Annotated in this window: 20 protein-coding genes; 7 read left to right on the top strand and 13 right to left on the bottom strand. The window is 57.9% G+C overall.

The annotated features are described in order from the left end of the window. The first annotated feature begins 23 nt into the window (after positions 1 to 23). The 3 genes from phoU to LOY55_RS30190 all read left to right on the top strand — a co-directional run bounded on the left by phoU (position 24) and on the right by LOY55_RS30190 (position 2,970). The gene (phoU, locus tag LOY55_RS30200; RefSeq protein ID WP_008150055.1) at positions 24 to 785 is read left to right on the top strand and encodes a phosphate signaling complex protein PhoU; all 762 of its coding nucleotides are present in this window, start codon (positions 24 to 26) and stop codon (positions 783 to 785) included. A gap of 167 nt (positions 786 to 952) precedes the next feature. Next, positions 953 to 1,855 (top strand): response regulator, encoded by a 903-nt coding sequence (locus LOY55_RS30195; protein WP_223522292.1) that lies wholly within the window; start codon positions 953 to 955, stop codon positions 1,853 to 1,855. A gap of 215 nt (positions 1,856 to 2,070) precedes the next feature. Then, positions 2,071 to 2,970: a peptidoglycan DD-metalloendopeptidase family protein gene (locus LOY55_RS30190; protein WP_046030750.1), complete on the top strand. Its 900-nt coding sequence runs from the start codon at positions 2,071 to 2,073 to the stop codon at positions 2,968 to 2,970. 117 nt (positions 2,971 to 3,087) lie between these two features. Here LOY55_RS30190 and LOY55_RS30185 read toward each other — a convergent pair whose 3' ends face one another. From LOY55_RS30185 to phoB, 3 genes are all read right to left on the bottom strand, one after another. Then, positions 3,088 to 4,428: a hemolysin family protein gene (locus LOY55_RS30185; RefSeq protein WP_046030749.1), complete on the bottom strand. Its 1,341-nt coding sequence runs from the start codon at positions 4,426 to 4,428 to the stop codon at positions 3,088 to 3,090. Between the two features lie 123 nt (positions 4,429 to 4,551). Continuing rightward, positions 4,552 to 5,838, bottom strand: a complete 1,287-nt coding sequence (gene phoR / locus LOY55_RS30180; RefSeq protein WP_256577246.1) for a phosphate regulon sensor histidine kinase PhoR — start codon at positions 5,836 to 5,838, stop codon at positions 4,552 to 4,554. 81 nt (positions 5,839 to 5,919) lie between these two features. Next, on the bottom strand, positions 5,920 to 6,609 hold the full coding sequence (gene phoB, locus LOY55_RS30175; protein ID WP_007896474.1) for a phosphate regulon transcriptional regulator PhoB: 690 nt from the start codon (positions 6,607 to 6,609) through the stop codon (positions 5,920 to 5,922). A 152-nt stretch (positions 6,610 to 6,761) separates the two neighbouring features. Between phoB and LOY55_RS30170 the strand changes: the two genes are divergently transcribed. Further along, positions 6,762 to 7,145, top strand: a complete 384-nt coding sequence (locus tag LOY55_RS30170; RefSeq protein ID WP_109786768.1) for a hypothetical protein — start codon at positions 6,762 to 6,764, stop codon at positions 7,143 to 7,145. 178 nt (positions 7,146 to 7,323) lie between these two features. Here the strand turns inward: LOY55_RS30170 and ubiA are convergent, their stop codons facing one another. Then, the gene (gene ubiA / locus LOY55_RS30165; RefSeq protein ID WP_046030740.1) at positions 7,324 to 8,214 is read right to left on the bottom strand and encodes a 4-hydroxybenzoate octaprenyltransferase; all 891 of its coding nucleotides are present in this window, start codon (positions 8,212 to 8,214) and stop codon (positions 7,324 to 7,326) included. Next, the gene (locus LOY55_RS30160) at positions 8,214 to 8,765 is read right to left on the bottom strand and encodes a chorismate lyase (protein ID WP_223523088.1); all 552 of its coding nucleotides are present in this window, start codon (positions 8,763 to 8,765) and stop codon (positions 8,214 to 8,216) included. Before LOY55_RS30160 ends, ubiA begins: the two co-directional genes overlap by 1 nt. Before the next feature lie 200 nt (positions 8,766 to 8,965). Here LOY55_RS30160 and LOY55_RS30155 point away from each other — a divergent pair, with 200 nt between their 5' ends. The 3 genes from LOY55_RS30155 to LOY55_RS30145 all read left to right on the top strand — a co-directional run bounded on the left by LOY55_RS30155 (position 8,966) and on the right by LOY55_RS30145 (position 10,775). After that, positions 8,966 to 9,136 carry a rubredoxin gene (locus tag LOY55_RS30155; protein WP_007942683.1) on the top strand — a complete coding sequence of 57 codons (171 nt, stop codon included), beginning with the start codon at positions 8,966 to 8,968 and terminating at the stop codon, positions 9,134 to 9,136. A gap of 20 nt (positions 9,137 to 9,156) precedes the next feature. After that, the gene (locus LOY55_RS30150; RefSeq protein WP_223523086.1) at positions 9,157 to 10,305 is read left to right on the top strand and encodes an NAD(P)/FAD-dependent oxidoreductase; all 1,149 of its coding nucleotides are present in this window, start codon (positions 9,157 to 9,159) and stop codon (positions 10,303 to 10,305) included. Between the two features lie 194 nt (positions 10,306 to 10,499). Further along, a complete protein-coding gene (locus LOY55_RS30145) occupies positions 10,500 to 10,775 on the top strand; it encodes an HU family DNA-binding protein (RefSeq protein ID WP_003213368.1) in 276 nt (91 codons plus the stop codon). Between the two features lie 90 nt (positions 10,776 to 10,865). On the opposite strand, the gene LOY55_RS30140 is transcribed toward LOY55_RS30145, so the two are convergent. From LOY55_RS30140 to tssI, 8 genes are all read right to left on the bottom strand, one after another. Continuing rightward, positions 10,866 to 11,261 carry a DUF6124 family protein gene (locus LOY55_RS30140; RefSeq protein WP_223523085.1) on the bottom strand — a complete coding sequence of 132 codons (396 nt, stop codon included), beginning with the start codon at positions 11,259 to 11,261 and terminating at the stop codon, positions 10,866 to 10,868. Positions 11,262 to 11,659: 398 nt separating this feature from the next. Beyond that, a complete protein-coding gene (locus tag LOY55_RS30135; protein WP_223523083.1) occupies positions 11,660 to 13,996 on the bottom strand; it encodes a lipase family protein in 2,337 nt (778 codons plus the stop codon). Further along, complete coding sequence (locus LOY55_RS30130; RefSeq protein ID WP_223523081.1) at positions 13,993 to 14,829, bottom strand: hypothetical protein; 837 nt, start codon at positions 14,827 to 14,829, stop codon at positions 13,993 to 13,995. Before LOY55_RS30130 ends, LOY55_RS30135 begins: the two co-directional genes overlap by 4 nt. Then, complete coding sequence (locus LOY55_RS30125) at positions 14,826 to 15,662, bottom strand: hypothetical protein (protein ID WP_258667303.1); 837 nt, start codon at positions 15,660 to 15,662, stop codon at positions 14,826 to 14,828. Before LOY55_RS30125 ends, LOY55_RS30130 begins: the two co-directional genes overlap by 4 nt. Then, on the bottom strand, positions 15,659 to 16,495 hold the full coding sequence (locus tag LOY55_RS30120) for a hypothetical protein (RefSeq protein WP_223523077.1): 837 nt from the start codon (positions 16,493 to 16,495) through the stop codon (positions 15,659 to 15,661). Before LOY55_RS30120 ends, LOY55_RS30125 begins: the two co-directional genes overlap by 4 nt. Then, positions 16,492 to 17,283: a hypothetical protein gene (locus LOY55_RS30115; RefSeq protein WP_223523076.1), complete on the bottom strand. Its 792-nt coding sequence runs from the start codon at positions 17,281 to 17,283 to the stop codon at positions 16,492 to 16,494. The genes LOY55_RS30120 and LOY55_RS30115 overlap by 4 nt, the downstream gene beginning before the upstream one ends. 17 nt (positions 17,284 to 17,300) lie before the next feature. Then, on the bottom strand, positions 17,301 to 18,128 hold the full coding sequence (locus tag LOY55_RS30110) for a DUF4123 domain-containing protein (protein WP_223523075.1): 828 nt from the start codon (positions 18,126 to 18,128) through the stop codon (positions 17,301 to 17,303). Continuing rightward, on the bottom strand, positions 18,125 to 20,149 hold the full coding sequence (gene tssI, locus LOY55_RS30105) for a type VI secretion system tip protein TssI/VgrG (protein WP_258668375.1): 2,025 nt from the start codon (positions 20,147 to 20,149) through the stop codon (positions 18,125 to 18,127). The genes LOY55_RS30110 and tssI overlap by 4 nt, the downstream gene beginning before the upstream one ends. Between the last annotated feature and the right edge of the window lie 14 nt (positions 20,150 to 20,163).

The raw sequence follows: 20,163 nt of genomic DNA, 5'->3' as shown, positions 1-20,163 counted from the left end.
CCGGACGCTCCAAGGACGCCAACATGATTAGTAAAGAAGGCCTTACCCACCACATTTCCGCGCAGTTCAACGCCGAGCTTGAGGAAGTGCGCAGCCACCTCCTGGCCATGGGCGGGCTGGTGGAAAAGCAGGTCAACGACGCGGTCACCGCGCTGATCGAAGCCGACTCCGGTCTGGCCCAGCAGGTTCGCGAGATCGACGACCAGATCAACCAGATGGAACGCAACATCGACGAAGAATGCCTGCGCATTCTGGCCCGTCGTCAGCCGGCGGCGTCTGACTTGCGCCTGATCATCAGCATCTCCAAATCGGTGATCGACCTGGAGCGCATCGGCGACGAAGCGACCAAAATCGCCCGTCGTGCCATCCAATTGTGCGAAGAAGGTGAAGCGCCGCGCGGTTACGTCGAGGTTCGTCACATCGGCGACCAGGTGCGCAACATGGTTCGCGACGCACTGGACGCGTTTGCCCGCTTCGACGCCGACCTGGCGTTGTCGGTGGCGCAGTACGACAAGATCATCGACCGCGAATACAAGACCGCCCTGCGTGAGCTGGCGACCTACATGATGGAAGACCCACGCTCTATCTCGCGGGTCTTGAGCATCATTTGGGTGTTGCGTTCGCTGGAGCGGATCGGCGACCACGCGCGCAACATTTCGGAATTGGTGATCTACCTGGTACGCGGCACCGACGTGCGTCACTTGGGTCTCAAGCGCATGAAGGAAGAAGTTGAAGGAACAAGCGGTGAAACCGCTAATGTTCCGGGCAAAGCTGACGATAAGTAAGACTGCCCAAGAAAAACGCCCGGTCCTTTGGCCGGGCGTTTTTGCAGGTGGTTTTCGACGTTAGAAGCAGCACCCGCGAACGAAAAGTCCCGGCGTGACTGAAGGTTTTTGGCAATGTGCCATCAGCAAGACGGTATGCTTGCCGGGATTTTTTCGAGGGGTGATGGATGAGCAAGATCAGCATATTGGTGGTGGACGATGCAGCGTTCATTCGTGACCTGGTAAAAAAGTGCCTGCGTAACTACTTCCCGGGTATTCGCACCGAAGATGCCATCAACGGCAAGAAGGCTCAGGCCATGTTGGCCAGGGAAGCGTTCGACCTGGTCCTGTGCGACTGGGAAATGCCGGAAATGTCTGGCCTGGAACTGCTGACCTGGTGCCGCGAGCAGGACAATCTCAAGACCATGCCCTTCGTGATGGTCACCAGCCGTGGCGACAAAGAGAACGTGGTCCAGGCGATTCAGGCCGGCGTTTCCGGCTATGTCAGCAAGCCGTTCACTAACGAGCAACTGTTGACCAAGGTCAAGCAGGCCCTGAACAAGGTCGGCAAACTTGATGCCTTGATGAGTGGCGCGCCGACCAAGATGAACTCGGCCTTCGGCAACGACTCCCTGAGCGCATTGACCGGTGGCAAGGCTGCCGTGGTCGCACCGACTCCGGCTGCCGCACCGTCTAAAGGTCTGCTCAACAGCCCACCGGTCAAGGCACCGGCTACTTCCGCAGCGCCTGCCGGCGGTCGCGGTCAAGGTCAGCTGCGTTTGCCCAGCGGCATTCAGCAATGCGTGATCAAGGCCTTGAGCATCAAGGAAGCGCTGCTGGTGATCAAACGCACCGACACGCTGCCGCAGATCCTCGACAGCGCGGTACTCGACCTGGAGCAGGGTGAGAACGCTGAAATCGCCCGCCTGAACGGATACCTGCACGCGGTCGTCGCCCACGAGCCAAAACCCGACAGCGACTGGTTGCAACTGACCTTCCGCTTCGTCGACCAGGATGCTCAGAAGCTCGATTACATCTCTCGCCTGATTGCTCGTGGTACCGCGCAGAAGCATTTCATACCGGGCGCGTAATCTTCGTCGCCTGACAGTGCGCCATCGCGAGCAGGCTCGCTCCTACATGATCGTTCCCACGCTCTGCGTGGGAAGGCCTCCCCGGACGCTCCGCATCTGCTTCGCTGCATCCCCGCACGAAGCGTGGGAGCGATCATTTGAAACATCTGTCGACTAGCCGGGTCCATTGCACCTGCTAGGCTCCATTTGATGCCTTACTCGACAGAATCCTGCCCATGTTCACGCGACTGCTGTTTTTTTGTGGGCTGTTTATGGCCGCCACCTCGGCGATGGCCGTGACGGTCTACAAGTCCACCGATGCCAATGGCGTGGTCTCCTACAGTGACCGCCCTACTAAAGGCTCGAAGGTGTTCGTTTTTCAGGATCGGATGGAAGAGCACCTTGAACGTCAGGTGTACCTCGTGTTCATGAAGAAGGACGGTGTGCACAGTGTGTACGTGCGCAATAACCTGTATGCGCCGGTTGAGGTCGGGTTGGGTTTCACCGGGTTGAAGAACGTCAGCGGCGCCCCGAGTCGACCTATTCGCAAGGTGTTGCCGGCGCGCAGCAGCATTCGTGTCGCAGTGCTCACGGCGGCGCAGGCCGGAAGACCGCTCGTGTACACCCCGAAGTTCGAATATTCCCTGGGCGACCCTTCAGGGGCCGCCATGGTGGGCTATCGCTACCCGCTGCCCTGGCGGGGCGGTCCGTTTCGCGTGAGTCAGGGCGCCAATGGCCAATACAGTCACTTCGGGCCGAAGAATCGCTACGCCATGGACATCGTCATGCCGGAGGGCACGCCGATCATCGCGGCGCGTGGCGGCGTGGTGGTGAAAACCGAGAGCGGGCAGAGCGGGCGCGGCACGGACCCGTCGGGCAATTTCGTACGGGTGCTGCACAACGACGGGACCATGGGCGTGTATTTGCACCTCAAGCGAGGCTCGGTCTGTGTTCGCGAGGGGCAACAAGTGACGGTGGGCAGTGCGTTGGGGCTGTCGGGCAATACCGGCAACAGCAGCGGGCCGCACCTGCACTTTGTGGTGCAACGCAATACCGGGCTGGGGCTGGTATCAATTCCGTACCAGTTCAAGCAACCGGTCGGGGTGTTGCCCAACTTTGCGTTGGGCAAGAAGTGAAGGCGACACCGATCCCTGTAGGAGCCGAGCTTGCTCGCGATAGCGGTGTGTCAGACACGGTGATGTTGGATATTAAGCCGCTATCGCGAGCCAGCTCGGCTCCCACAGGTTTTGGGCTTAATCGAGCATCAACACCTTGGCCAGAATGATCTTCGGCCCTTTCATCTTCTTGATGATGATCCGCAGGCCTTCGACTTCCAGTACTTCTTCCTCTTCCGGCACCCGCTTCAGGCTTTCGTAGACCAGCCCGGCGAGGGTTTCAGCTTCGACGTGATCCAGATCGATGCCCAACAGGCGTTCGACCTTGAACAGCGGCGTATCGCCACGCACCAGCAGTTTTCCCGGCTGGTAGGCGAGGATCCCGCGCTCGGCCTTGCGGTGTTCGTCCTGAATGTCGCCGACCAGTACTTCCAGCACGTCTTCCATGGTCAGGTAGCCGATGATGTTGCCGTCGGCCTCCTCAACCACCGCGAAGTGCGAGCCGCCCTTGCGGAACTGCTCCAGCAATTGCGACAGCGGCATGTGCCGCGAAACGCGCTCCAGTGGACGGGTCAGTTCGGCCAGGTTGAACGACTCGGGGATATGGTCCAGCGCCGCCAGTTCCAGCAGCAGGTCCTTGATGTGCAGCAGACCGACGAACTCCTGACGATCGCTGTCGTACACCGGGTAACGGCTGAACTTGTGGCGACGGAACATCGCCAGGATTTCCTTGAGTGGCGCATTGAACTCCAGCGTCACCAGGTCTTCGCGGGAGTTGGCCCAGTCGACCACTTCCAGCTCGCCCATTTCCACCGCCGAAGCCAAAACGCGCATGCCTTGGTCGCTCGGGTCCTGGCCACGACTGGAGTGCAGGATCAGCTTCAACTCTTCGCGGCTGTAATGGTGCTCGTGATGCGGGCCGGGTTCACCCTGGCCGGCGATACGCAGAATCGTGTTGGCGCTGGCGTTCAACAGGTAGATGGCCGGGTACATGGCCCAGTAGAACAGGTACAGCGGCACCGCGGTCCAGAGCGACAGCAGCTCGGGTTTGCGAATGGCCCAGGATTTGGGGGCCAGTTCACCGACCACGATGTGCAGGTACGAAATGATGAAGAACGCGGTGAAGAACGACACGCCCTTGACCACTTCGGCGGACTCAACACCAACGGCGCTCAGCAGCGGTTCCAGAATGTGCGCGAACGCCGGTTCACCGACCCAGCCAAGGCCGAGGGAGGCGAGGGTGATACCCAATTGGCACGCCGACAGGTAGGCATCGAGCTGACTGTGAACGGTGCGCAGGATATGCCCGCGCCAGCCGTTTTTATCGGCGATGGCCTCGACCCGGGTCGAGCGCAATTTGACCATGGCAAATTCGGCCGCAACGAAAAATCCGTTGAGCAAAACCAGGATCAGAGCAAAAAGAATCATGCCGAAATCGGCGAAGAGTGTTGCGAGGGTCAAGCCAGGGGAAGGGTCCATGATGGAGTTTTGCGGGTTCCGTGTATTCAAGAGGAATGGAAAAAGTGCACCTGAAAGGCAGGCACAAGTCAGCCAATGTAGCGGCTGACTCGGTAATTGCCTAGTGGCCAGTGCTGGCCGGTATCAGTCGGCGGTCTTGAGGACCTGCAATTTGGCCACCTGCGCCGGCGCAAAGTGGCAGGTAAAGGTACTGCCATGCCCCGGCACACTGCTGATTTCCATCCGCGCACGGTGGCGCAGCAACACGTGTTTGACGATGGCCAGGCCCAGGCCGGTGCCGCCGGTGTTGGAATTGCGGCTGGAGTCGACGCGGTAGAAACGTTCGGTCAGGCGCGGCAGGTGTTTGCTGTCGATGCCGATCCCGGAGTCCTGCACGCTCAGGTGTGCGCCTTGCTCGTCAGCCCACCAGCGAATGCGGATAGAGCCTTCGGCCGGAGTGTATTTCACCGCGTTGAACACCAGGTTGGAAAACGCACTGCGCAGTTCCGCTTCACTGCCCTTGAGCAAAATCCTCGGGTCGGCTTCAAGCGTGATGTGCTGGTTTTTCTGGGCGGACAACTGCTGGGCGTCGCTCTTGATGGACTGCAACAAGCCGTCAATTACCACGGGTTGGTTGTCCGACGGGTAATCGGTGGCTTCCAGTTTGGCCAGCAGCAGCAAGTCATTGAGCAATGTCTGCATGCGCCCGCCTTGTTGCTGCATCTGCTGCAAGGCGCGGGTCCAGCGCGGATTCACTTCCTCGGCGTTGTCGAGCAGGGTTTCCAGATAGCCGCAGATCACCGTCAGCGGCGTGCGCAACTCATGGGAGACGTTGGCGATGAAGTCTTTACGCATTTGTTCCAGCTGATGAATGCGTGTGACGTCGCGCACCAGCATCAAGTGTTCGTTGTTGCCGTAGCGTGTGATGTACAGCTGAATGCGCACGCGATCATTGGTCGGCGACGGGATTTCCAGCGGTTCGGCGTAGCTGCTCTGCTCGAAATATTCCTTGAAGCGCGGGTGGCGCACCAGGTTGGTCACTGGCTGGCCGCTGTCTTGCGGGGTCTTGAGGCCGAGCAGGGTTTCGGCGGCGCGGTTCCACCATTCCAGGTTGCCATCGCTGTCGAGCATGATCACCGCGTCTTTGAGCGCGGCGGTGGACTCCTGGACCCGGTCGATCACCGCTTGCAGACGCCCGCGTACCCGTTGGTCGCGGCGTTGCAGGTGATAAATGCTGTCAAATACCTCGCCCCACAGGCCATAGCCGTCGGGCGGTGCTTCATCGGGTGTGTGCAGGCGCAGCCATTCGTGCAGGCGCAGCAGTTGCTTGAGGGTCCAGGCCAGATAAATGCCCAGGCCTGCGGCGAGGCTCCAGCCGTAGTAGCCGGTAATCAGGCCGATCACCAGGCAACCGGTGACCAGTAACAGCATGTGGCGAATCAGGGTGCCATGCCAGTTTTGGTTCACGGAAACATGCGTCCTTGTCGGCTTGTCGGGCGGGTAAGGGCAGTATCAGGCCTTGGTGGAAAACCGGTAGCCTGTACCGCGCACGGTTTGTACCAGATTTTCATAAGCATCGCCGAGGGCTTTGCGCAGACGACGGATGTGCACGTCGACGGTGCGTTCTTCGACGTAGACATTGCCGCCCCAGACCTGATCCAGCAATTGCCCACGAGTGTAGGCACGTTCCTGGTGGGTCATGAAAAACTGCAGCAGGCGGTATTCGGTCGGGCCCATCTCGGCAGGTTTGCCGTCGATGGTCACGCGGTGGCTGATCGGGTCCAGCAGCAAGCCGCCGACTTCAATCGGCGCCTCGCCATCGGTGGGGCCGGCACGGCGCAGCACGGCTTTGAGGCGGGCTACCAGTTCGCGTGGGGAAAACGGCTTGGTGATGTAGTCGTCAGCGCCGACTTCCAGGCCCTGGATCTTGTTGTCCTCTTCGCCCTTGGCGGTGAGCATGATGATCGGGATGTCCCCGGTCAGCTCATCACGCTTGAGACGGCGGGCCAACTCGATACCGGAGGTGCCGGGCAGCATCCAGTCGAGCAGGATCAAGTCCGGCTTGCGGTCGACGATGATGGCATGGGCCTGCTGAGAGTTCTCGGCCTCCAGGCAGTCATAGCCGGCCATTTCCAACGCAACGGCGATCATTTCGCGAATGGGCGCTTCGTCGTCGACGATCAGAATGCTCCTGCCAACCATGCCTTAATCCTCTTGTCATTTAACTGTCTTGCGCCGCATTAGATAACGGAATTATTGCAGTCGTGTGACAGTATTTTAGACGCCCGGCGATTGTCATGAACCTGGACTAAGCTCTAAGTCCGAATCCTGACAACCACAAAAGGAAGGTTTCCATGAAGCAATACTCGTATTCCTTTAAGGCCCTGATGCTTAGTGCGGTCCTGGCTTTGCCAACGATGGCCTTCGCAGCTGATCCTGTGATGATGAAAGACGGCATGATGGTCGACCATAAAGGCATGACCCTGTACACGTTCGACAAGGACACTGCCGGCAAGTCCTCGTGCACCGGTGAGTGTTTGGAGTACTGGCCACCGTTCATTGCAGAGGCGGGCGCCAAGCCTGAAGGCAAATGGTCAATCATCAAGCGTGACGATGGCAGAATGCAGTGGGCCTACGGCGGCAAACCGTTGTACTACTTCAAGAAGGACGAGAAAGCCGGGGAAATGAAGGGTGACAAGATGAAAGATGTCTGGCACGTCGTTCGCGAGCATATGTAACGGAAGTTGCGAACCTTAACGGATCGTAGCCCGGTAGCAGCTGGCGTAGCCTGCGTCCGGCTGCGCAGCAGTCGTAAAGTCTGCTCATGCGGTGCATCAGATGAACCGCGGGTTCAGGATTTACGACTGCTGCGCAGCCGGACGCAGCCTTCGGCAGCTGCTACATAAAGCGTGTCCATCAACGAAAAGCGTAATCCAGCACAATCCCGACAAAAATCGCCAATCCGGCCCAATGGTTGTGCAAGAACGCCTTGAAACAACGCATCCGGTCACGGTCGCGGGTGTACCAGAACTCCCACGCAAAACAGCCCGCCGCCGCCAGCAAGCCGAGATGGAACCAGCCCCCGAGCTCGAACTTCGACCCGGCCAGCAACAAGCAACCCAGCGCCAACCCTTGCAACGTCAGGATGATCACCCGGTCCGCATCGCCAAACAGAATCGCTGTGGATTTCACCCCGATCTTCAGGTCGTCATCGCGGTCGGTCATTGCGTAATACGTGTCGTAACCCACGGTCCACAGCAGGTTGGCGATCCACAACAGCCACGCCACGGCCGGCAGTTCCCCGGTTTCTGCGGTGAACGCCATCGGCATCCCCCAGGAAAACGCGGCGCCCAGCACCACTTGCGGGTAATAGGTGTAGCGCTTCATGAACGGATAGGTGAACGCCAGCGCCAGCCCGCCCAGCGACAACCAGATCGTCGGCGCGTTGGTGCACAGCACCAACAGGAAACTCACGCCCATCAACAGCGCAAAGAACACCAACGCTTCTTTCGAACTGATCTTGCCGCTGGCCAGTGGCCGTTGCGCGGTGCGTTTCACGTGGCCGTCGACCTTGCGGTCCGCCCAGTCGTTGATCACACAACCACCGGCGCGGGTCAGCACCACGCCGAGGACGAAAATCACCACGTTGGCCAAGGAGGGCGAACCTTTACCGGCAATCCACAACGCCCACAAGGTCGGCCACAGCAGCAGGTAAATGCCGATGGGCTTGTCCATGCGCGTCAGTTGAATGAAATCCCAGGCCCGAGGATTCAAGCGGTTCAGGGACTTGAGCAGGCTCTGGTACATCAACAGTTCTCCGGATGGGCGCGGGTGGCGTTCCATAAGGTCGGCAGGAAGATCTCGGCCACCAACACGCTCAAGGCGCCGCGGTCGAATCGCGAACGCCGGCCCCACAGCTCAGGTGCCCGGCATTCCTGCGGCAGCCATGCTTGAGGATAGTGACAAACCTCGATGGCGCGGCGCAGGAACGCATGATCGCAAAACAGCAATTCCCCCAGGGAGCGGCTGCCCAATTCGTCCATGTGCAAACCATCGCCCTGCAGCGCGCTGCGTGCCGCCACGCTGCGGGCAAACACCCATGCCTCGCCGTGACCGCGCAGATACACCTCGCGAACCCAGCCCTCGCTGCCTTCGGCCAGGTCCAGCGCAGCACATTCGTCGGTGCGCAGCAGTTGCCAGCCTTCGAACAGCGGCGTGACGCTGAAGCGGTCATTCGACAAACGGATCAAACGTCGGGTCAGGGAGCCTTCGTCGAACAGCCAGTCGAGAATAGAGGCGTCGGGGCGGGGAGTGAGTTGGCCTTGGGTGAGCCACAGCGGGGATTTTGAGTGCGGCACAGTGAGTCATTATTGGCAGCAAATGAGGCGGCGAGCTTACCATGTCAGCCGGCGATTTTGATTGACCGCGGCCGCCGTCGCGCCGAACAGGCTTGCATCTGACGGGCCCGATCAGTACAAAACGCCCTGAGCCGGACGGCAGCGCTGCAACCATCGACCGTTCGCGCCGGCAATACGCCTGAATCCTGAGGATGAACCAAATGAAAAAATGGCAATGTGTGGTCTGTGGCCTTATCTATAACGAAGCCGACGGCTGGCCGGACGACGGCATTGCGCCGGGCACGCTGTGGCAAGACGTGCCGGAAGACTGGCTGTGCCCGGACTGCGGCGTGGGCAAGATGGATTTCGAAATGATCGAAATCGCTGCTTAAAACAATTAGAGGAGTAAGGAATGAACGCACCTGTCGTGATCGTCGGTACCGGGCTGGCCGGGTACAACCTGGCCCGGGAGTTTCGCAAGCTCGACAGCGAAACCCCGTTGCTCCTGATTACCGCCGATGACGGGCGTTCCTACTCCAAGCCGATGCTTTCCACCGGTTTCGGCAAAAACAAAGACGCCGACGGCCTGAGCATGGCCGAACCCGGTACCATGGCCGAGACGCTGAAGGCCGAAGTGCGTACGCACACGCGCATCAGTGGCATCGACCCGGGCCACAAGCGCTTGTGGATCGGTGAGGAAGCGGTGATCTACCGTGACCTGATTCTGGCCTGGGGTGCCGAAACTGTGCGGGTGCCAATTGACGGCGACGCAGCGGATTGCGTGTTCCCGATCAACGATCTGGAAGATTACGCCCGCTTTCGTGCGGCGGCGGCCGGCAAGCGTCGGGTGTTGCTGCTCGGCGCCGGCCTGATCGGTTGCGAGTTCGCCAATGACCTGAGCCTTGGCGGCTACCAGGTGCAACTGGTCGCACCGTGCGAGCAAGTGATGCCGACCCTGCTGCACCCGGCCGCCGCGGCTGCCGTCCAGGCCGGTCTGGAAAGCCTTGGCGCACGCTTCCACCTCGGGCCGGTGCTCAATCGCTTGCAGCGAGTGGCTGACGGTCTGGAAGCGCATCTGTCCGATGGTCAGGTGATTCCTTGTGACGTCGTGGTCTCGGCCATCGGTCTGCGCCCGCGTATCGATCTGGCGGCTGCGGCCGGCGTGCAAGTCAATCGGGGCGTGGTGGTCGACCGTCACCTGAAAACCTCCCATGACAATATCTACGCACTGGGCGACTGCGCCGAAGTTGATGGGCTGAACTTGCTGTACGTCATGCCGTTGATGAGCTGCGCCCGAGCGCTGGCCCAGACTCTGGCCGGAACCCCTACGGCGGTGAGTTACGGCCCGATGCCAATCACCGTGAAAACCCCGGTGTGCCCATTGGTGGTCTCGCCGCCACCACGCGGTACCGAGGGCGTCTGGACGGTCGAAGGGCAGGGCGCCGACATCAAGGTCTTATGCCGCGATGCGGGCGGAAAACTGCTCGGTTATGCCCTGACAGGCGCCGCGGTGATGGAAAAACTGGCCCTCAACAAAGAGCTTCCGGCACTGCTGGCGTAAATGCCGGTCGTTCTGTCGGAATCACCCCTGTTTTGCCCCTACAAACCGCGCGCCGAGACTGGCGCGGCTCCTCCGTGCGTGCCATCCTCAACCCCGTCTGCCGCAGAGTAGAGCACCTGCGGCGCTTTGGGCGCTGCTCCGCAGAGAGCAGCACGGACATAACAACAAAAAACCGTCAAAGGGGCTTCACTAATATGCGTAAACCAGAACTCGCCGCAGCAATTGCTGAAAAAGCAGATCTCACCAAAGAGCAGGCCAACCGCGTTCTCAACGCCGTTCTCGAAGAAATCACCGGCGCTCTGCATCGCAAGGACAGCGTCACGCTGGTGGGCTTCGGTACCTTCCTGCAACGCCACCGCGGTGCCCGCACCGGCAAAAACCCGCAAACCGGTGAACCCGTCAAAATCAAGGCCAGCAACACTGTTGCGTTCAAGCCAGGCAAATCGTTGAAAGACAGCGTTAATCCGTAACACGCACCGACTGCCCGCGTAGCGGGTGAGCGGGATAAAAAATGGGCACGCCAACGAGGTTGGGTGCCCATTTTTTTTGTGGCTGGCGGGTCAGCTGGTTCGGCTGTGCTTCCTGGCGAGAATCGCCGCCATTTCCGGCTCGTCGAGGTCATCCAGCGCGCGTTCTACCAACAAATGCACCCCGTCGGCCATGCGGCTGATCGCCAAGGCTACGGAGCGTTGTGGGCCCTCCACATCGTCGGCGAGGTCGGCGGCGATGGCGCTGATAGATCGAGAGTCTTCCGACGCGTTGGCGAGCAGTGCATCCGTGTTGATGTCGGGGCAAACGCTGAAGAGCTGGCCGTTGCGTTTGGGTTGTTTCGGCTTGATTGGAGGGAAGTGATGGTCGAGGGCGCGCTCGGCGGCGTCGTTGAGTTTTTTTGAATCGGGGTTTTCGTAGGGTGAGACCGGATCGGTGTCCGGTGGGTTGGGTGTGACCTTCAACATGTCTTAGCTCTCTCTGAATGAGGCTGCGACCGGTCCGCTACTAAACGTAATGGAGGCAGCTGTACGCAGGTTAGTAGACCGACGAGCTAAGAAATCGGCGCGCCCGAGGGCGCCCTACGCACAGCTACCATCAAGCGCAGGGTTGAGGCCCTGACTAATGAGTACTTGTACGACTTAACTACGACGGGCTACTAAACCCGATCACTGATGGGCAGTGACAGGAACCAAGTTACCGACTGGCCCTAAGGCGCACAAGCCGGCGGATTCTGGCGTAGCCGTAGGCAACGACGCAAGGTGTTGTAGCTTTCACGACGTTACCTGCAAGGCCTTTAAACAAGAATGATCAGGCGGTGTTTAAGTAGCGGCGACACTGACACTTTTGTTTATTCGTGCAAGCGCTACACAATCGAATCTATATCCAAATGGAACGGCGTGCCCACCGCATGCCCTCCGGTGATTGCCGCAATCGCGGCTTCATTGTCTACGGGGGGTGAGGGAATCATCGCCAGTTGCTCCTTGGCGATATTTTCCGGATGAGCCTTCCACCGAAGCAGGCTCTCCTGCACCCACTCGGGCTGATCGGCGTAGCTGCCATAAACATCAGCGTCGATGACCGTCCGCTTGTGCAGCGCGAGCAAGCGGGCCTTGGTTTGGCCTATTTGTTCGACTTCTTTTTCAAGATCCCTTATCGCTTGGGTATCTCGCTGGGGATTGGCATGGGCACGGGAGAGCTTTTCGATTTTCGCTTTGAGTGTACTCAGTTGTCCTGAGACATTTGTCAGGGCGTCGCTGACCCATTGGAGCTCCGTCAACGTCACCAGCGAGCGTCTTTTTTCCAGCGCTTCCTGCCAGCGCCGCAGGCTGGCCCAGCAGCCCGGAATGTAGCTGCCGATCATCGAGTGATGGCCTCTATCTATCACCTGTCGCAGAAAGTGGTCGCGCTTGGGCAGGCCATCCGTCTGTCGCAGCGCTTCGGCGTAACCATGATCGTTGATCGTGCTGCAACCCGGTTCCCAGAGGATGGACGACCTGTGGCCTTTGCCGAATTCCACCGGCATGAAGTGACGCAACTGGCCGTGATGCCCATACGGGTCACCGAGGAAATTAGTGATCCCGCCTATAAAAAACGCCAAGCCACCCACCGGGTGAAGGGCAAGTACCGCTCCATGGGTGGCGTACATCGGAACGCGGTTGGAAGGCGTGTTCATCCAGGTGGAAGGAACGCTCGGTACGGGGTCGTTGTGGAAAACGATGCGATGGTGGTTCAGCGGTTTTGCAGCTTCGATAAAGGTTGTGTCGGCGACGCGGGGGGCGCCGTAGGTGTATAGGACGATGTCCGGTTGATACCGATTATTGCGTCGCAGCATCTCAGCCAGTAACAGCGCTACTGCACCGCCAAGACTGTGTCCGCAAATCACCAGCTTTTGCCCGCTGTAGAATTTTTCCATGTAGTCCACGACAAATGTGTAGGCCACTTTGGCAGCTCTATAGAAACCGTTGTGTACCTTTCCATCCCCTTGTTCGAAAGGCACCTGGTTGGCATCCGCATCAAGCCAGGCATCGGGTCCTGTCTCACTGGTTCCCCTGACACTGATCAATATCAACTCGTCGTGATGGCAGATGAAGGCCTGGGTGTCGGTCTTGTTTTCTTTGTTGCGATCATCGAGGAAGTTTACGTTCGCCGGGTGTTCCTGCGCATCGCCCAGTTCCGGATCGTTGGCCTCGGGGTACAACTGAGGGTCGAACGGCACCAATTCCAGACGTTTGGAGTAGGGTACCTCTTCATACAAGGGGTAGAACTTCGCAGTCTGTGAACCATCGACTTGCCATAGCTCATCAAATTGCGGCAAGGCATGCCCGAACCAGTTACCACTGCTGGGCTGCAGTGGAAATGTCACGCTGTCCGTTTCTACGGGATGGGTGTTCGGGTCTTGACCAAAGTCGGTGTAACTCAACGTCGACATCAGCGCCAGTTGATAGAGGTTGAGTGCGCAAAACTCGCTGCCGGTCGACAACATCGGCCGCAGCGCCCTCATCGGCCGCACTTCCAGCACATGATGTTTGTTCGGTAATAAGGCAATGCCCTTTGACTTGGGCGGCGGCGGGGCGAAACCTAGTTCGAACATGCCAATGTCCGCCGGAGTCATGACAGCGCCCATTTCCCCACCGGAGGCAGCTTTATTCTGGGGCGTTAATGCTCTGGTTTTTGCCGGCTGGCGGAACAGCGTATGCAACACCGTGTTGGGTGGGGCGCTGCGTGAGGCCAAGGGCGGCAAATGCGCTACGTGCTTGACCAGTTCGCTTACTTCAACCTGGTAATAAGTATCGGGATCAGCGAGATCCTTCGCGGGATTTGCCAGAGTGCGTACGCCTGATTTGTCGAAAAAGCGGGTTTTTTCAGCGCGTACCTGTAGTTCGGTGATGGGGAGAGGGTAGTTCGGTCTATCCCTTAGATCCTTGTAGAGCTCTTCTGCGCCTTGGAAGCGCTGATCGACTTTGAGCATTACCGGGCCGCAGTAGTGGTTATCCACCTTTCCGGCGCCTATAGCGTTCAACTTTCCGGTGTAGACAGTGTCTTCGTAATCGATGACTTCATAGGTCAAACCTGCATACGGTTTGCCGTCGCCGAATTCGTCTACTAACTGAAAGCTCGTCGAATGACCGCGTAACGGGCAGGCGTGGATGTTGCCCCCCATAAAAGGCCTGTCGCTCACGGCTAAAGTTTCAATGCTCATGGGGTTTCGTCCTTATTTTCGGTACAGCCTGGGTAGATGGTGCAAACCCGTTCGTCCACCATCCTGAAGGTGCTGAAATCCGTGTAGTTTCCATTGCAATAACCACGCTGGTCTTCGTAGCCTTTACCCATGCAACGCTTCCAGCCACCGGCAACCTGGACCCAAGTGTCGCCCCAACCTGGCAGCTCTTCATTGCTTAGCTTTATTTTCAGTCTTACTGTTTTTCCCGGCAGCTGAGTCAGTGTGTAGGCCGTGAAAGGACGACCTCGGGCGACATTTCCCTGTTCATCCATTTTTTTGCAGGTAAGCAGTTTTATCAGGTAGCGCTTGGGGCCGACCGTGCGAAACGACCATTGGCATTCGCCAGAAAACTCACCTACGCCAGCAGCGTTGAACGTGCGCTTATTCCGATCCGACAACTCTGAGCGCACGGCAATTACGGCATAGTCAGAGCTTCTATCACTGAGTTCCGGGCCAAAGATCCCCGTGACCCTGATTTCCACTAGATTCAATGCCACCCGGCAGTCTTCAACTGTCCTGTACAGCTCAATCTCAGAAGTTGCTTCGTATTTCATATCAAGTTTGTTGAAGCCGAGCTGAGCATTTCTGCCTCCCGCCAGGGTGCACGTTTGTCCTTTGGCTGGCAGATAGATCGCCTTAAGTTCGTACTTGAAGTCCGGCGGGAGTTCGGGAACGAAGGTGAAGCTGTCCGACTTGCCGAGCGCGGCACAACCCAATGTCAGAGACAGGCAACTGCCGAGGGTCAGACCTTGAATGATTCGTTTCTTTGGCGGGACAATTTCCCGCGAATAGCAAGGTTTTTGACACGTCATGGGGTTTCGTCCTTGGTTTCTGTACAGCCTGGGTAAATGGTGCAAGTCCGTTCATCCACCAACTTGAAGGTGCTGAAATCCTTGTGATTACCGAAGCAAAACGCGTACTGGTCTTCGAAGTTGTCGCCCATGCAGCGTTTCCATCCACCGGGCACTTTCACCCAGGTATCACCGATCGCAGGTAGTTCTTCCTCGGCCAACTTGATCTTCAGCCTCACGGTTTTTCCCGGTAGTTGATCCAGCGTGTAGGCCGTGAAAGGACGACCTCGGGCGACATTTCCCTGTTCATCCATTTTTTTGCAGGTAAGCAGTTTTATCAGGTAGCGCTTGGGGCCGACTGTGCGAAAAGCCCACTGGCATTCACCAAAGAACTCACCTACGCCGTCAGTGTTGAAAGTGCCCATTTGTCGCTCTAACAACTCTGGACGCACGGCAATAGCGGCATCGTCATAGCTTCTATCACTTCGTTCCGGGCCAAAGATGCCCATTACCTCGACCTCCACACGGTTCAACGCCAGCGGGCAGCCGCTCACGGTTCGGTAAAGCGGAATCTCAGAAGTCTCTTCGTATTCCATGTAGACCTTGTTGAAACCGAGCTGAGTACCTTTCCCTCCCGGCACGGTGCACGTCTGCCCTTGGGCGGGCACGTAGTTGGCGGTCAGTTCGTACTTGAAGTCAGGCGGAAAGTCGGGAACGAAAGTGAAGCTGTCCGACTTGCCGAGCGCGGCACACCCCAATGTCAGAGACAGGCAACTGCCGAGGGTCAGACTTTGAATGATTCGTTTCTTAGGCGGGACAATTTCCCGCGAATACCAAGGTTTTTGACACGTCATGGGGTTTCGTCCTTGGTTTCTGTACAGCCTGGGTAAATGGTGCAAGTCCGTTCATCCACCAACTTGAAGGTGCTGAAATCCTTGTAGTTTCCATTGCAATAGCCACGCTGGTCTTCGTAGCCTTTACCCATGCAACGCTTCCAGCCACCGGCAACCTGGACCCAAGTGTCGCCCCAACCTGGCAGCTCTTCATTGCTTAGCTTTATTTTCAGTCTTACTGTTTTTCCAGGTAGCTGAGTCAGTGTGTAGGCCGTGAAAGGACGACCTCGGGCGACATTTCCCTGTTCATCCATTTTTTTGCAGGTAAGCAGTTTTATCAGGTAGCGCTTGGGGCCGACTGTGCGAAAAGCCCACTGGCATTCACCAAAGAACTCACCTACGCCGTCAGTGTTGAAAGTGCCCATTTGTCGCTCTAACAACTCTGGACGCACGGCAATAGCGGCATCGTCATAGCTTCTATCACTTCGTTCCGGGCCAAAGATGCCCATTACCTCGACCTCCACACGGTTCAACGCCAGCGGGCAGCCGCTCACGGTTCGGTAAAGCGGAATCTCAGAAGTCTCTTCGTATTCCATGTAGACCTTGTTGAAACCGAGCTGAGTACCTTTCCCTCCCGGCACGGTGCACGTCTGCCCTTGGGCGGGCACGTAGTTGGCGGTCAGTTCGTACTTGAAGTCAGGCGGAAAATCGGGAACAAAAGTGAAGCTGTCCGACTTGCCGAGCGCGGCACAACCCAATGTCAGAGACAGGCAACTGCCGAGGGTCAGACCTTGAATGATTCGTTTCTTAGGCGGGACAATTTCCCGCGAATACCAAGGTTTTTGACACGTCATGGGGTTTCGTCCTTGGTTTCTGTACAGCCTGGGTAAATGGTGCAAGTCCGTTCATCCACCATTCTGAAGGTGCTGAAATCTTGGTGATTGCCGTAACAAAACGCATGCTGATCTTCGAAACCTTTCCCCATGCAACGCTTCCAGCCGTCAGGCACTTTCACCCATGTGTCGCCCATATAAGGCTCCTCCTTACCGGCTAACGTGATTTTCAACTTCACGGTTTTCCCTGGTAACTGATCGAGCGTGTAAGCCTTGAAGGGACGACCCTTCGCGATATCCCCCTGTGGATCAGTTTTTTTGCAGTAAAGGATTTTAATGAGGTAACGCTTGGGACCGACTGTGCGGAAAAACCACTGACACTCGCCTAAGAACTCACCTACGCCAACAGCGTTGAAAGTGCCTTTGTTCCGATCCAACAACTCTGAGCGCACCGCAATTACGGCATAGTCAGAGCTTCTATCACTTCGTTCCGGGCCAAAGATTCCCGTGACCTCGACCTCCACACGGTTCAGCGCCAGCGGGCAGCCGCTCACGGTTCTGAAAAGCGGGATCGCGGAGGTTTCTTCGTATTCCATGTAGATTTTATTGAAGCCAAGCTGAGTACCTTTCCCACCCGGCACGGTGCACGTCTGCCCTTGGGCGGGCACGTAGTTGGCGGTCAGTTCGTACTTGAAGTCAGGCGGAAAATCGGGAACGAAAGTGAAGCTGTCCGACTTGCCGAGCGCGGCACAACCCAATGTCAGAGACAGGCAACTGCCGAGGGTCAGGCTTTGAAAAATCCGTTTCATGCGAGTGCATCTCCCTGTCAATAACGCATCTGCTGATACACCCGCTCAAAATGCGCCGCTGGTGCCTCGTCGGGCTTCGGTTCCCACGACTTGGAAGGCAGGTATCCCGGCGCCTTCAAGCATTGGGTCAACAAAAAATGCACCTGCTCGGGTTGTTGCCAATTCCATAAATGGGCCAGTTGAATCAGGCTCCACAACCAGTCATCCACGTCCCTGTCTGCGGCGAGCCGAGCCAGGGCCTCGGTGTGCTCACGGATCAGGTAGCGGCGTGTGTTATCGAACTGGATGTTCGCGTAGACGATGTCCGGTGTTGGGGTGTGCAACCAGGCAGGGTCAAGCGGCAGCGGATGTTCGCCGGGGTCAGGGTTGTCAGTGACTGTCCATTGCTCAGCGTGCCAGTAACAGACGCTGGCGATCGGCCCGAGAAAATCGGCGCGTTGCTCAGGTTGCAGATGAGTCAGGGCGCGTCCCAGCACGCGATTATCGTGGAGGCGATACACCGCTTGACTCGGTCGCTCACCGACTACCAGCCGGTTGCGCCAGTGAGCAGCCAAGGCATCTAGTTCAAAGTAAATGGCGCTCGCCAGCCAACCCCAGTGACGCTCAGGCGTCTTGAGCAGTGCCTGGATGACCGGATGGTTAACGGAATCAATCTGAAAAAGAAAAGGACCCGATGACGCCATTGAGTTAGCCGCCGTACCCACATACAAACTGCGGTACTGGTCGGCTCCCAATTCCTTGGCTAACGCCATGCGTTCTTCGTTCTGGCCGTAACTGTCGAGCATCAGGTAGAGGTCCCGTCCGGCCCGGGATTGTTCGAGCAGCCATTGTTCAAGTGGATTCATGCGGCTTCTCCAATATCGCACTGGCCATCGAGACACGCCTCGCAAAGCGGGCAGTAATCCACTGCCTGCTGGTGGGCGCCGGCAACAATCGATAACGGGTTGGCGATGACGGCATTGGGAGTGCTGCCCACAGCCTGCAGCGGCTGAATACCTGCCAGTGGCGCACCTCCCTCGACGATGGCCACGCTGCTGAAGATCCCGCCTGTGTTGATGACGATGTGATGACCGCCCGCCGTGAGCGTCAGGCTCATGCCCGCATCGATCACCACGTTGCTGGCGGTGACATGAGCCTGTTGACCGGCCTGAATGACCAGCGAACCTGCGGACGTCGTGCTGCTATTGCCGCTGATGGTGATCAGCTCGTCACCGCCGATCACCGTGCTGCGCGCGTCTTGGGTGGTGTGCCATTCCTTGCCCTTGATCAGGCTGGTGCTGTTGTTGTCCACCTGTTCGAAGCGGTCATTGCTGATCAGGCTGTGGCTGTGGCTGTCGTTGAGGATCAGTTGCTCGATATCGCGTTGTGCGCGCAGGTAGATTTTTTCACGCCCGGCGCGGTCTTCAATCGACAGTTCGTTGTAGCCGCCACTGCGCGGCGAGCTTTGGCTGCGCAGCACCGTTTTAGTCTTGTTCTCGGGCAGTTGATGCGCGACGGACATCACCTTGTTGGTCACGCAACCGGTGATTAACGGCTGATCCGGATCGCCTTCCTGAAAAGTCACGACCACTTCCATCCCGACACGCGGGATCGTCACCGCACCAAATCCCTCGCCCGCCCAACTGGACGCAACCCTTAGCCAGCAGCTGCTTTTTTCGCTGTTGAGTTCTGCTCGATCCCAAGGGAATTCGACGCAAACCCTGCCGTACTCATCGCAAAAAATCTCCTCGCCGGGCGGTCCCGTTACACGAGCGGTCTGGCAAACAAGTACAGGTTTTCGGGGAGGCCGCGGCGGCCGGTAGAGCACGTACGACGGAATCGCGCTGAAGCTATTTCGGTAGCCTTGGGTAAACCCATCGGCGGATTTATCGTCGCTGCTGAATGCTTCTTCCAGGGATTGCGGTTGTTTCCCCTCGTGACGAAGGCTTACCAGTAACCACATATCGTTGCAGGCTGTGCGCGGGTGTTTGGTCAGGTCAAACAAGTAACCGCTGCGCAGCGTCGGCTGGTTGCTTTCACCCTCGACGACCTGGTAGTCGCGACGGTGTCGTTCCAGAGCAAGGCGCACGAGGTGCTTGCCTTGTTTCTCGGTCTTCATCAGTAGCGGATAACGGTAGTCTTCAAGCGTTGGGTTGAACTCGGCCGTGTAGCGATTTTCGAGCAGCAAACTGGGGCGTTTCAAGTCATAGTCGCGGCGTGTGACCGTGCTGGTGCGTGTGCTGAACCCCATGGCGAACCGGTTGACGACCGGATGCTCCGCGACCATGCCGGCATCTTGCCGATAGGGGGTTGGGCCTAGCGTCGGTAAAAAGACCTGGTCGTCGGTGAAGACCAGTAAATGATTTTCAGACGAATGCTGGTGATGCCATGCGATACCGTCTTCGGCGCACAGACGCTGGACGAATTCGAAGTCACTTTCCCCATATTGGGTGCAAAACTCGCGCTCGACGTTGGTGCTGACATGGAAAGTAAACACATCAGTCTGGATGCCATGCTGTTGGAGCACCTGAGTGATGATTTGCGGCACAGTCAGATTCTGGAAAATCCGTTGGTTGTGGCTGAGTTTCAAATAGTGGAGGGCGGGGACCAGTGTCAGGTGATAGTGGGTCAGACGTTTTCCAGATTCGCCCGCGACCACATTTTCGATATGACCATGAATACCTTCGCCATGCAGGCCGAATTGCAAAAATGCAGGTTGGTTGAGCAAGCTCTCCAGATCGATATCCGGGTTCTCGCTGACCAGATCGACGTTAACTGAATACAAGGTGCTGATGGTTTCGGTGCCTTCAAAGGCCAGCACCTTAAAGTCATTGCGAACCGTTGGGATCGCAAGGGTGAAAGGGGCAGCATTAGCCGGTGCGAGCATGCGCTTGTCCTTTT

Source organism: Pseudomonas sp. B21-040 (assembly GCF_024748695.1).
GTDB lineage: Bacteria > Pseudomonadota > Gammaproteobacteria > Pseudomonadales > Pseudomonadaceae > Aquipseudomonas.
This window is presented reverse-complemented; position numbering and strand designations above follow the sequence as displayed.

Coding starts and splice junctions, on each gene's coding strand:
- LOY55_RS30190 (WP_046030750.1), top strand. CDS start 2,071: ATGTTCACGCGACTGCTGTTTTTTTGTGGGCTGTTTATGGCCGCCACC.
- LOY55_RS30150 (WP_223523086.1), top strand. CDS start 9,157: ATGAACGCACCTGTCGTGATCGTCGGTACCGGGCTGGCCGGGTACAAC.
- LOY55_RS30195 (WP_223522292.1), top strand. CDS start 953: ATGAGCAAGATCAGCATATTGGTGGTGGACGATGCAGCGTTCATTCGT.
- LOY55_RS30170 (WP_109786768.1), top strand. CDS start 6,762: ATGAAGCAATACTCGTATTCCTTTAAGGCCCTGATGCTTAGTGCGGTC.
- phoB (WP_007896474.1), bottom strand. CDS start 6,609: ATGGTTGGCAGGAGCATTCTGATCGTCGACGACGAAGCGCCCATTCGC.
- LOY55_RS30130 (WP_223523081.1), bottom strand. CDS start 14,829: ATGACGTGTCAAAAACCTTGCTATTCGCGGGAAATTGTCCCGCCAAAG.
- tssI (WP_258668375.1), bottom strand. CDS start 20,149: ATGCTCGCACCGGCTAATGCTGCCCCTTTCACCCTTGCGATCCCAACG.
- LOY55_RS30185 (WP_046030749.1), bottom strand. CDS start 4,428: ATGGACCCTTCCCCTGGCTTGACCCTCGCAACACTCTTCGCCGATTTC.
- LOY55_RS30155 (WP_007942683.1), top strand. CDS start 8,966: ATGAAAAAATGGCAATGTGTGGTCTGTGGCCTTATCTATAACGAAGCC.
- LOY55_RS30120 (WP_223523077.1), bottom strand. CDS start 16,495: ATGACGTGTCAAAAACCTTGGTATTCGCGGGAAATTGTCCCGCCTAAG.
- phoR (WP_256577246.1), bottom strand. CDS start 5,838: ATGCTGTTACTGGTCACCGGTTGCCTGGTGATCGGCCTGATTACCGGC.
- phoU (WP_008150055.1), top strand. CDS start 24: ATGATTAGTAAAGAAGGCCTTACCCACCACATTTCCGCGCAGTTCAAC.
- LOY55_RS30135 (WP_223523083.1), bottom strand. CDS start 13,996: ATGAGCATTGAAACTTTAGCCGTGAGCGACAGGCCTTTTATGGGGGGC.
- LOY55_RS30115 (WP_223523076.1), bottom strand. CDS start 17,283: ATGAAACGGATTTTTCAAAGCCTGACCCTCGGCAGTTGCCTGTCTCTG.
- LOY55_RS30110 (WP_223523075.1), bottom strand. CDS start 18,128: ATGAATCCACTTGAACAATGGCTGCTCGAACAATCCCGGGCCGGACGG.
- LOY55_RS30140 (WP_223523085.1), bottom strand. CDS start 11,261: ATGTTGAAGGTCACACCCAACCCACCGGACACCGATCCGGTCTCACCC.
- LOY55_RS30125 (WP_258667303.1), bottom strand. CDS start 15,662: ATGACGTGTCAAAAACCTTGGTATTCGCGGGAAATTGTCCCGCCTAAG.
- ubiA (WP_046030740.1), bottom strand. CDS start 8,214: ATGTACCAGAGCCTGCTCAAGTCCCTGAACCGCTTGAATCCTCGGGCC.
- LOY55_RS30145 (WP_003213368.1), top strand. CDS start 10,500: ATGCGTAAACCAGAACTCGCCGCAGCAATTGCTGAAAAAGCAGATCTC.